This window comes from Pseudomonas sp. BIGb0558 (assembly GCF_024807515.1).
Lineage (GTDB): Bacteria > Pseudomonadota > Gammaproteobacteria > Pseudomonadales > Pseudomonadaceae > Aquipseudomonas > Aquipseudomonas yamanorum_A.
This window is the reverse complement of record NZ_JANUEW010000011.1, coordinates 178,487-189,053: the sequence shown is the minus strand read 5'-3', so window position 1 is coordinate 189,053 and position 10,567 is coordinate 178,487. Positions and strand designations below refer to the sequence as shown.

Sequence of the window (10,567 nt, the reverse complement as noted above, 5' to 3'; positions counted from 1 at the left end):
CCGAACGCAGGGATTGAGGAGCGGGTAAACCGGCAGGACGCCGGTTTAGCCGCGACGGGGCAGGGACGCCCCGTCGCGGCGGCCCGCGGAGCAATCCCGGAGTGAGGGAACACCGAGCCTAGGCGAGGTGCCGACAGGCGGGGCAGAGCGCTTTGGTTACTTTGCCGCTTTTGCAAAGTGACTCGCTGTAAGAGCGAAACCATAAGCCGCCGTTACCTAAATAACGGATATGCCCCCTCCAAAAACCTAAACCGAAAACCTAGCCACCATAGTGTTCAGATCCACCGCCAACCGCGACAACTCCTGACTCGCCGCACTGGTCTGATTCGCCCCCGCCGACGTCTGCTGCGCCAAATCTCGAATATTCATCAAATTACGATCCACCTCCCGCGCCACCGCCGCCTGCTCTTCCGAAGCACTGGCGATCACCAGGTTGCGCTCATTAATCAGGGTAAACGCCGAAGCAATCTCCTCCAGCGCCGTACCCGCCGACTTGGCAATATCCAGCGTCGACCGCGCCCGGGTGTTGCTCTGCTGCATGGAACTCACAGCCTGATCAGTCCCCTGCTGAATCCCACTGATCATCTGCTCGATTTCCTGGGTCGACTGCTGCGTACGATGCGCCAACGCCCGCACCTCATCCGCCACCACCGCAAACCCACGCCCCGCATCCCCGGCCCGCGCAGCTTCAATGGCAGCATTCAATGCCAGCAAATTGGTCTGCTCGGCAATCGAGCGAATCACATCCAGCACCTTGCTGATGCCATACACCTTCTGCGCCAGGTCCTCCACCTGAGTCGCATTGGCCGTCACATCATCCGCCAGCGACTCAATCGACAACACCGTCTGATGCACCTGTTCGCGACCGTGCTGAGCGATACGATCAGACTCCCGCGACGCCTGGGAAGTGGCCACCGCATTGCTCGCCACCTCCTCCACCGCCGCCGTCATCTGATTGACCGCAGTGGCCGCCTGCTCAATTTCCTGACTCTGCTGATGCAGCCCACGGGTCGCGTCTTCCGTCACGCAACTAAGCTCTTCGGAAGCCGACGCCAATTGGCTCGACGAATCGGAAATACGCCGAATGGTTTCCCGCAGGCTCTCTTGCATGCTTTTCAGCGCCTGCTGCAAACGCGCCGGCTCATCCTTGCCGCTGACGGTGATCACACCCGTCAGGTCGCCGCTGGCAACACCCTGGGCGACTTTCAGCGACTGGGATAACGGCAGCACAATACTGCGGGTCAGCAGCAACGCCAGGCCAATGGTGATCAGCGCCGTCACGGCAATCATGCCGACTACCCAACTGCGCGATTGGGCGAACACGCTTTGGGCCTGGCTCGCCGCCTGATTGGCACTGACCTTGTTCAGCGTCACCAGCTCACGCAGGGTGCCAGCCAACGCGTCGGCCAACTGGTTCATCTCGCCGTTGACTACCTTGATCGCGTCTTCCAGCTGATTGGCCCGGGAAAACGCCAGCACCTGCTCCTGACGTTGCAGGTAGCGCTCTTCCTCGGTTTTAAAACGATCGAACAGCACCCGCTCTTCAGGCAGCACGATCAACCCTTCGTATAGGGACTGAGCCTTGTGCAGGCCATTTTTCAGCTCGGTGATTTTCTGTTCATTCTGAGTGATCGCCTGCGGGTCACGGTTGAGCAGCAGGCGCAACGTGAGGGCCCGCACCCGCAGCAGGTCCTGGTTCATCTCGCCGACCGCCATCACGCTGGGCAGCCAGTTGTTTTCCACCTGATCCGACTGCTGGCGCATATTGCCCATCTGCAACAAGGCAAACCCGCCCAGGGCAAACACCATCAGCGCCAGCAAACCAAACCCCAGGCCGGCGCGAGGGGCAATATTCAGACTTCTGATATTCATGCGAGGAATCCTTCCAAAAGCGCTGCATCCACCTGCAGCGGGCTCTTGAAAGGTATCGGCGAGAAACGGAGTTTGCGTAAGACGAAAACGCGATATCAAAACGCCTTATGATCGCCCCGCCCCGGCTGTAGCGATTCAGCGTTCGTTGAACTCGAAGGCCATCACCGGGGCTTGGGCAGGACCGCCAGGAAGTTGTCCCGTGCGACCTTTCTGGCCACGTCGTCAGGCAACGCATCGAGGAACGGGTCGAAGCTGCGCATTTCCTTACCGAGCTTGTTGAAGCGCCCTACCACGTCTGAGCCAAGCATGAAGCGGTCCGGGAAGCGCTCCACCAGCTTTACCCACTCAGGACGTGGCTTTCCCGCCTCATCCAGCAAGTAAGGCGTGAGCACGCTCCAGGACAGGTCGACGTAAAGGTTGGGGTAAGCCTCCAGCAGGCGCGCCAAAGTCGGCAGCAAGAAATCCATCTGGGTCTGGTGGCGGTGGATTTCCATGCTGCTGCCCGCGTGGGCCCAGATAAACCGAGTGTGCGGGTGATTGCGCAGTGGCTCCTCCATTTCCGCCAGGTACAAAGGATTTTTCTCACGCTTGGAGGTGATGTTGGAATGCACCATCACCGGCAAATCGTTCTCCGCCGCCAGGTGGTAGATGCGGGTCATCGCCTCGTTGTTGGCCCTTGGGGTGTCGCCGGAGGTGAGCGCGGTCAGGTCGTCGTGACGGGTGAAGACTTCGCCGATGCCTTGCCATAGTCCAGGATTGAGGTCGAGCATGCGCTGGATGTGGGACGCGGCGTTTTTATCGTTGGGATTGAACCCGCTGAGGAACGGATGAAAGCGCTGGCGTTGCTCCGGACTCAGTTTATTGACCGCATCGGCGACGAACACGTCGGTGGCGCTGTACCAATAGGCGTCGGCGTCATCCCCGGCGTAATAGCGCGGGCGCTTGGGTTCGTCTTCGTGCCACTTCTTGGCCACGGGAATCCCGGAAATCATCACATGCTCGATGCGATTGTCGGCCATGGCCTTGAGCAACTTGCCCATGCCCGCCGACTCCTGGAAAAAGTCGACATAATGCAGGTGCGCATCGCTGTAGGCATAGTCGCGGGCCTGTACCGCAAGGCTCGCGGCGGCCAGCAACAGGGCAATACTCAGGCGGGTCCGGCGCACAGGGGAATCTCAAACAAGGGCTAATGAAGGTAGACCTCAAGCCGCGCCTGCGGGTTCAGCGGTAAACAACAGGGAACACCAAGGTGCCAGCATGCTCTATAACTGCATGACCTTCTTCCTGCCACCCTGTGAGGTTTGCCATGCCTGTTACCGTGAATACGCTGAACGCCGAAAACTTCCGCCACAGCGTCAATATCAATAACCACGAGCTGTTTACCGACCTGCCCAAGAGCCTGGGCGGCGACGACTCGGCGCCCTCCCCCCACGATTACTTCGACGCCGCGCTGGCGTCGTGCAAGGCCCTGACCGTCAAGCTCTATGCGCAGAAAAAAGACATTCCGCTCACCGGTGTCACCGTGGAAGTCACCCATGACAGCACCGAAGAGCAAAAGGGCAAATACAAGCTCAACGTCAAACTGACCCTCAAGGGCGTACTCACCGACGAGCAGCGCGATGAACTGCACCGCGTGGCGGATCGTTGCCCGGTGCACAAGCTGATGACCACGGCCGAAGTCACCATCGAGACCCGGCTCTCGGAAGGCGCCTTCAGCCAGTAGCGGCAACCTCCCGTCGAGCGGGTTATGCTCAGGGGCATCCAACCCGCTCAGACTGGGACGCACCATGACCACAGTGACCGTGATCCGCCCGCGCGCCGAAGACGTTGAAGGGCAACCCATCCTGCGCCCGCTGCCCTCCCGGCAGTGCCGCAGCGTCGGGCCTTTCGTGTTTTTCGACCATATGCTGCAAACCCGCTACGCCCCGGGCACCGGCATGAACATCCGCCAGCACCCGCATATCGGCCTCTCGACCCTGACCTACCTGTTTGAAGGCGAACTCCTGCACAAGGACAGCCTCGGTTCCGACCAGGTGGTGAAGGCCGGGGATGTCAGCTGGATGACCGCCGGGAGCGCCATTGCCCATGTTGAACGCAGCCCCGAAGCCCTCAAGGCGAGTGGTTTCAGCCTGCACGGGCTGCAAGTGTGGCTGGCCTCGCCCAAGGATCATGAACAAGGGCCAGGGCATTACAGCCATCACCCCGCCGCCAGCTTGCCGGTGAGTGACAACCTCGGCGTGCAGATCCGCCTGATTGCCGGCAGTGGCTTTTGCCTGGAATCGCCGGTGCCAGTGTTGTCGCCCACGCTGTATGCCGAGGTGCGGATGCAGACGGCTACAACGCTGCTGGTCCCGGATGAGCACGCGGAACGGGCGGTGTATGTGTTGGAGGGTGAAGCGCACCTGGAGGGTGAGGCGCTGGAGGTGCACAGCCTGGTGGTGTTGCCGGCAGGTGAAAGCCTCGCGCTGTTTGCCGAGACGGATTGCCATCTGGTGGTGTTCGGCGGCGCGGCGCTGGATGGGCCACGGCGGATCAACTGGAATTTTGTGGCGAGTGACCCGGCGTTGATCGAGCAGGCTCGCCAGCGCTGGGCGGCCGGGGATTGGCCGGTGGTGCCGGGGGAAAGTGAGCGGATTGAGTTGCCACAGTAAGGCTTGAGAGATTATCGCTGATTAGATAGCAATCGCCGGCAAGCCAGCTCCTACAGTTGGAATGCGTTCCAACTGTAGGAGCTGGCTTGCCGGCGATGAGGCCCGCTCAAGTAACCGAGCTATCAGCCCTTGAACACTTCATCCAGCAAGTTATGCATCGACTGGAAGGCCCGTGCAGCGGTCTTCGCGTCGTACATCATCTTGCCCGGCACATTCGCGTGGGGGTCGGTAAACGAGTGCACCGCACCGCCGTAGCTCAGCAATTGCCAATCCACACCGGCGGCGTTCATTTCGTCTTCAAACGCCGGCAGTTGCTCTTTCGGCACCAGCGGGTCGGAAGCGCCGTGCAGCACCAGCACTGAACCCTTGATGTTTTTCGCATCGGCCGGGTTCGGTGTGTCGAGGCTGCCGTGGAACGAAACGGCGGCTTTCAACGGCGCACCGGTACGCGCCAACTCCAGGGAGCAGCAGCCGCCGAAGCAGAAACCGAAGGTTGCCAGCTTCAAGGTATCCACCGCCGCTTCGGTCTGGGTTTTCAGGTGATCAAGCGCGACTTGCATGCGCTTGTTCAGCAGCACCCGGTCATTCTTCAACGGCATCATCGCCGCCCCTGCTTCATCGCCATTCGAGGGGCGAACAGTTTGCCCGTACAGGTCGGCAAGCAGTACCACGTAGCCCTTGCTGGCGACGCTCTTGGCGATCTCTTCAGCGCCGGCACTCACACCCATCCAGTTCGGCGCCATCAACAACCCTGGCAGCGGGCCCTTATGACTGGCATCAAATGCCAGGCGGCTTTCATAAGACTGGCCATCAATCTGATAGACCACGGAACGCACGGTGATTTGGCTCATCATTTACTCCAGGTGAAAGGCTCTACAACGAAAAAACCCGCCGAAGCGGGTTTTTCTACAACGGTGTTAAACCGACAGTTCAACCAACAGCTTGTTCAGTCGGCGCACATAAGCGGCCGGGTCTTTCAGGCTGTCGCCAGCCGCCAGGGCGGCCTGGTCGAAGAGGATGTGCGACAGGTCGCCAAAGCGCTCTTCGCTCTGCTCGCCGTCGAGTTTCTCGATCAGCGGGTGAGCCGGGTTGAACTCGAAGATCGGCTTGGAATCCGGAACCTTCTGACCGCTGGCTTCCAGGATCTGACGCATCTGCATGCCCAGGTCCTGCTCGCCAATGGCCAAAATCGCCGGGGAGTCGGTCAGACGGTGGGAAACCCGCACTTCGCTGACGGCATCGCCCAAGGCAGTCTTGATTCGCTCAACCAGGCCTTCTTTGGACTTGGCCACTTCTTCAGCCGCTTTCTTGTCTTCTTCGGAATCCAGGTTGCCCAGGTCCAGGTCGCCACGGGCGACGTCAACAAAGCTCTTGCCGTCGAAGTCGCTGAGGTAGCTCATCAGCCACTCGTCGATCCGGTCGGTCAGCAGCAGCACTTCGATGCCTTTCTTGCGGAAGACTTCCAGGTGCGGGCTGTTCTTGACCTGGGCGTAGGTTTCGCCGGTCAGGTAGTAGATCTTGTCCTGGCCTTCCTTGGCGCGAGCCAGGTACTCGGCCAGGGAAACGTTCTGCTCGCCGTCGTCACCGTGGGTCGATGCGAAACGCAGCAGGCCGGCGATTTTTTCCTTGTTGGCGAAATCTTCTGCCGGGCCTTCTTTCATGACCTGGCCGAAGTTTTTCCAGAAGCCCTTGTATTGCTCAGGCTCGTTCTTCGCCAGTTTTTCCAGCATGTCGAGCACGCGCTTGGTCAGCGCCGACTTCATGGAGTCGATGATCGGGTCTTTCTGCAGGATTTCCCGCGACACGTTCAGCGACAGGTCGTTGGAGTCGACCACGCCCTTGATAAAGCGCAGGTACAACGGCAGGAACGATTCCGCCTGGTCCATCACGAACACGCGCTGTACGTACAGTTTCAGGCCTTTCGGCGCTTCACGCTGGTACAGGTCGAACGGAGCACGGGCCGGTACGTAGAGCAGCGAGCTGTATTCCAGCTTGCCTTCGACCTTGTTGTGGCTCCAGCTCAGCGGGTTCTCGTAGTCGTGGGCGATGTGCTTGTAGAACTCCTGGTATTCCTCGTCTTTGACTTCGGTACGAGGACGAGTCCACAGGGCGCTGGCACGGTTGACCACTTCCCATTCCTGGGCTGGGGCTTCTTCGCCTTCGGCCGCCGCTTGTTCTTTCGGCAACTCGATCGGCAACGCGATGTGGTCGGAGTACTTCTTGATGATATTGCGCAGGCGCCAGCCATCGGCGAACTCGTCTTCACCGGACTTCAGGTGCAGGACAATACGCGTACCGCGGTCAGCCTTGTCGACAGTGGCGATTTCAAACTCGCCCTCGCCTTTGGAAGACCAGTGCACGCCTTCGCTGGCGGCAAGGCCGGCACGGCGGCTGAATACTTCAACCTTGTCGGCAACGATGAAGGCCGAGTAGAAGCCCACGCCGAACTGGCCGATCAGGTGCGAATCTTTCTTCTGGTCGCCCGACAGGTTTTTCATGAAATCTGCAGTGCCGGATTTGGCGATGGTCCCCAGGTGGGTGATCGCATCGTCACGGCTCATGCCGATACCGTTGTCTTCGAGGGTGACGGTTTTCGCGTCCTTGTCGAAGCTCACACGGATTTTCAGTTCCGCGCCGCCTTCCAGCAACTCAGGCTTGGACAGGGCTTCGAAACGTAATTTGTCGACAGCGTCAGAGGCGTTCGAGATCAATTCGCGAAGGAAAATTTCCTTGTTGGAATACAGCGAATGGATCATGAGGTGCAGCAGTTGCTTCACCTCGGTCTGGAAGCCCAGGGTTTCCTTTTGAGTTTCCACACTCATGGTCATCAAACTCCAATTGGATGGCAGTGGCCGCGCCCTTGAGGGTTGGCGGCGGGTTGTCATCAAAGTTGGGGGCTAAGACCAGGATTTCAAGGGCGGGCCGGTTCCTCAATCTTGAAATGCGCACGGGCGGTGGCAATCGGTTCGGACTGGGTGCTCTGCCACGCGGTAATCGCCACATTGGCCACCCGCCGCCCCTGGCGCCACACCTGACATTTGGCGTAGGTGTCGCGAAACTGCCCGGCGCGCAGGTAATCCAGGGAGAAGTCGATGATTTTCGGCACGCCCGGCGCACCGGTGAATACCAGCAGATGCAAGGCGGCGGACAGCTCCATAAAGCCCGCGATCACCCCACCGTGGATCGCCGGTAATATCGGGTTACCAATGTTGTCCTTGTTGGCCGGCATGCGGAACAGCAATTCATCCCCCAGACGCGTGCATTCGATGCCGATCAGCTTGGCGTAGGGAATCAGGTTCAGCAGCGCCTCATAGTTGCCGCGCTCATGGGCTTGCTGCAGTCGGGTCTTGAACTGATGAGTCATGCCTGTTCTCCCTTGATCGTATTCCCCAGGCCCTGGCTGCCCTTGAGGCGCTTGCCCATGCGCATGAACGTGCCCACCACATGGGCAATCGGCTGCTGGGGGTCATCCTGATAAGCGAAGCCACGGGTGAAGATCACGTCGGTGGTCACCCGGTAGCACTGGGCGAAACCGAACACCGGCTTGTGGGGTTCGGCCGGGTGCATGTAGTCCACCCGCAGGTCCAGGGTCGGGCAGACCTCGAATTCCGGCAGCACGCATAACGTTGCCATGCCGCAGGCGGTGTCCATCAAGGAGGTGAGCGCGCCGCCGTGGATCACTCCGGTCTGTGGATCACCGACGATATGCGGGCCATAGGGCAGCACCAGGGTCATGCCGTCCTCACTGGCGGCATGCACCTGGATGCCCAGCACCTGGCAGTGGCGCAAGGCAGAAACAAAACGTGTGGCACGGGATAAAAGAGGATTTTCGGTCATTCGTTAAAGACTCTTATTAGTGTGGAGCCGGCGGAGTAGACAACCTTGCTGAAAGTTCCCTAGGGAAAAGCCTTATATATCTGTGAGATTTAAGGAACTAAGCGTTGGGCATAGGCTCGAAAGGCCAGTAGATATCTTCAATAAGGAGAAACACCCCATGCGCAAGACTTTAGCTATTTCCATGATGCTGGCTGCTGCCCTCGGCCTCGCTGCCTGCGACAAAAAATCCGAAGACAAAGCCCAAGACGCCGCAGCGCACTCTGAGCAAGCTCAAAAAGACATGGCGAAAGCACAGGATAAAGTGAACGACGCTGCAAAAGAAAACGCCGATGCTGCCAAAGCTCAGGCTGAATCGAACGAAGCTGCTGCGAAAGAAGCAACACCTGCAACCGGTTCTTGAGTCTGACGACTTGAACACTGTGACTTGAAAAGTCATGTTGCAAAAGAAAGCCCGCTTAATAGCGGGCTTTACTTTGTCCGGTGTTTTTAACCCGGCCGGGCAGCTCGAAACTTCGAACTAAACCTCGGCACAAGTTAGTGGCTAAACGTTTAAGCCATCGCTTCACTGCGTTTGCCCAGCAAGCGGTCAATCACCACCGCAACCACCAGCGTCATCACCGAAGGCACCAGCCACGCCAGGCCCTGCTCGCTCAACGGCAGGTGAGCCAATTGCGCTGGCATCCAGTCCGCCAGGCCGGCGCCCTTCAGCGCGTCGATGCAGCCGAAGATGAACGACACCAGCATTACCGGGCCCACGATCCGGCCTTGCTCCTGCCAGAAGTCCTTACAGAAGCTCAGGGCCACCAGCACGATGCACGGCGGGTAGATCGCGGTCAGTACCGGGATCGAGAACGCAATCAGCTTGGTCAGGCCCAGGTTGGACACAAACAGCGAGAACACCGCCAGGATCACCACCAGGGTCTTGTAGGACAGCGGCAGCACACGGCTGAAGTACTCGGCGCAGGCACAGGTCAGGCCTACCGCAGTCACCAGGCACGCCAGGGAAATCAGCACGGCAAGGAAGCCGCTGCCCAAGGAGCCGAAGGTGTGTTGGACGTAAGCGTGCAGCACGGCAGCGCCGTTGGCGGCACCGGCGGCTACTTCATGGCTGCCCGAACCGAGGCGGAACAGGCTGATATACACCAACGCCAGGCCCAGGCCGGCAATCAGCCCGGCAATGATCGCGTAGCGGGTGATCAGTTTCGGCGACTCAACCCCACGGGAGCGAATCGCGTTGACGATCACAATGCCGAATACCAGGGCGCCGAGGGTATCCATGGTCAGGTAACCATTGATAAAGCCCTGGGAGAACGGTGCGGCCACGTATTCAGGGGTAGCGACACCCACATCACCGGCCGGCAAGGCGAAGGCGGCGATGCCCAATACGGCCAGGGCGATAATTTTCAACGGCGCCAGGAAGCGACCGACGGTATCCAGCAGGCGGCCCGGGTACAGCGAGATGAAAAACACCAGCAGGAAGTACACCGAGCTGTAGAGGAACAGCGCCAGCGGGCTCTCACCGGTCAGCGGCGCCAGGCCCACTTCAAAGGACACGGTGGCGGTTCGCGGGGTGGCGAACAGCGGGCCGACTGCGAGGTAAGCAGCCGCTGCCAGCAAGCCACCGGCGATCTTGCCGATCGGGCTGCTCAACGCATCCATGCCACCACCGACCTTGGCCAGGGCAACCACGGTGATCACCGGCAAACCGACCGCGGTGATCAGGAAGCCCAGCGCCGCCATCCAGACATGAGGCCCGGACTGCAAACCGACGATAGGCGGGAAGATGATGTTGCCGGCGCCCACGAACAGGGCAAAAGTCATAAAGCCCAACGCCAGGATGTCCTGGCTTTTCAACACTTTCATTTGAGGAAATACCACACTACTGAATCGGAATTTAGAGAGGGCTTCCCTATGGATGAGGGAAATACTGCCGGTCCTGATGGGGACTGACGGGTCTGGCGCGGGGCTTCCTTTTGGGATGCGCACGCATAAAGAGGCGGCTAGCCTAACGAATTTGCGGGTCAAACGCACTGTTGCGGGGCGAACTGTCCGATAAGCGACATTTTTATGTCGCGTTTTCATATCTAAATTTTGAAATGCGATCAAATGTGGGAGCTGGCTTGCTTGCGATAGCATCACCTCAGTGCGTCCGAAACACCGAGTAGCCTGCATCGCAGGCAAGCCAGCTCCCCCAGTTGGTCGGCGTC

The 10,567-nt window shown here is 59.5% G+C and carries 10 protein-coding genes; 3 read left to right on the top strand and 7 right to left on the bottom strand.

Translation table 11 applies throughout. The features are described from left to right. Window positions 1–246: 246 nt before the first annotated feature. Entirely contained in the window at window positions 247–1,872 is a 1,626-nt protein-coding gene (locus tag M2400_RS16075; RefSeq protein WP_177120690.1) for a methyl-accepting chemotaxis protein, read from the bottom strand. A gap of 161 nt (window positions 1,873–2,033) precedes the next feature. Continuing rightward, the gene (locus M2400_RS16070; RefSeq protein WP_177043100.1) at window positions 2,034–3,038 is read right to left on the bottom strand and encodes an amidohydrolase family protein; all 1,005 of its coding nucleotides are present in this window, start codon (window positions 3,036–3,038) and stop codon (window positions 2,034–2,036) included. Window positions 3,039–3,178: 140 nt separating this feature from the next. Between M2400_RS16070 and M2400_RS16065 the strand changes: the two genes are divergently transcribed. Together M2400_RS16065 and M2400_RS16060 are read left to right on the top strand one after the other, a co-directional pair. Further along, window positions 3,179–3,595, top strand: a complete 417-nt coding sequence (locus tag M2400_RS16065) for an OsmC family protein (protein WP_003210558.1) — start codon at window positions 3,179–3,181, stop codon at window positions 3,593–3,595. A gap of 64 nt (window positions 3,596–3,659) precedes the next feature. Then, complete coding sequence (locus M2400_RS16060) at window positions 3,660–4,523, top strand: pirin family protein (RefSeq protein WP_177043099.1); 864 nt, start codon at window positions 3,660–3,662, stop codon at window positions 4,521–4,523. A gap of 122 nt (window positions 4,524–4,645) precedes the next feature. Here the strand turns inward: M2400_RS16060 and M2400_RS16055 are convergent, their stop codons facing one another. The 4 genes from M2400_RS16055 to M2400_RS16040 all read right to left on the bottom strand — a co-directional run bounded on the left by M2400_RS16055 (window position 4,646) and on the right by M2400_RS16040 (window position 8,360). After that, complete coding sequence (locus M2400_RS16055) at window positions 4,646–5,374, bottom strand: dienelactone hydrolase family protein (RefSeq protein ID WP_177113564.1); 729 nt, start codon at window positions 5,372–5,374, stop codon at window positions 4,646–4,648. A 66-nt stretch (window positions 5,375–5,440) separates the two neighbouring features. Further along, window positions 5,441–7,345, bottom strand: a complete 1,905-nt coding sequence (gene htpG, locus M2400_RS16050; protein ID WP_167663594.1) for a molecular chaperone HtpG — start codon at window positions 7,343–7,345, stop codon at window positions 5,441–5,443. An 89-nt stretch (window positions 7,346–7,434) separates the two neighbouring features. Beyond that, complete coding sequence (locus M2400_RS16045) at window positions 7,435–7,887, bottom strand: PaaI family thioesterase (protein WP_177043097.1); 453 nt, start codon at window positions 7,885–7,887, stop codon at window positions 7,435–7,437. Then, window positions 7,884–8,360: a PaaI family thioesterase gene (locus tag M2400_RS16040; RefSeq protein WP_177113565.1), complete on the bottom strand. Its 477-nt coding sequence runs from the start codon at window positions 8,358–8,360 to the stop codon at window positions 7,884–7,886. Before M2400_RS16040 ends, M2400_RS16045 begins: the two co-directional genes overlap by 4 nt. Window positions 8,361–8,517: 157 nt before the next feature. On the opposite strand from M2400_RS16040, the gene M2400_RS16035 reads away from it, so the two are divergent. Continuing rightward, entirely contained in the window at window positions 8,518–8,760 is a 243-nt protein-coding gene (locus M2400_RS16035; protein WP_003210564.1) for a hypothetical protein, read from the top strand. A gap of 149 nt (window positions 8,761–8,909) precedes the next feature. Here M2400_RS16035 and brnQ read toward each other — a convergent pair whose 3' ends face one another. After that, window positions 8,910–10,223, bottom strand: coding sequence for a branched-chain amino acid transport system II carrier protein (gene brnQ / locus M2400_RS16030; protein WP_177077206.1), 1,314 nt, complete (start codon window positions 10,221–10,223; stop codon window positions 8,910–8,912). Window positions 10,224–10,567: the final 344 nt, after the last annotated feature.

Bases quoted from the DNA above. Each gene is read 5' to 3' on its own strand.
- M2400_RS16045 (WP_177043097.1), bottom strand. From the start codon at position 7,887: ATGACTCATCAGTTCAAGACCCGACTGCAGCAAGCCCATGAGCGCGGC.
- M2400_RS16075 (WP_177120690.1), bottom strand. From the start codon at position 1,872: ATGAATATCAGAAGTCTGAATATTGCCCCTCGCGCCGGCCTGGGGTTT.
- htpG (WP_167663594.1), bottom strand. From the start codon at position 7,345: ATGAGTGTGGAAACTCAAAAGGAAACCCTGGGCTTCCAGACCGAGGTG.
- brnQ (WP_177077206.1), bottom strand. From the start codon at position 10,223: ATGAAAGTGTTGAAAAGCCAGGACATCCTGGCGTTGGGCTTTATGACT.
- M2400_RS16035 (WP_003210564.1), top strand. From the start codon at position 8,518: ATGCGCAAGACTTTAGCTATTTCCATGATGCTGGCTGCTGCCCTCGGC.
- M2400_RS16065 (WP_003210558.1), top strand. From the start codon at position 3,179: ATGCCTGTTACCGTGAATACGCTGAACGCCGAAAACTTCCGCCACAGC.
- M2400_RS16055 (WP_177113564.1), bottom strand. From the start codon at position 5,374: ATGAGCCAAATCACCGTGCGTTCCGTGGTCTATCAGATTGATGGCCAG.
- M2400_RS16060 (WP_177043099.1), top strand. From the start codon at position 3,660: ATGACCACAGTGACCGTGATCCGCCCGCGCGCCGAAGACGTTGAAGGG.
- M2400_RS16040 (WP_177113565.1), bottom strand. From the start codon at position 8,360: ATGACCGAAAATCCTCTTTTATCCCGTGCCACACGTTTTGTTTCTGCC.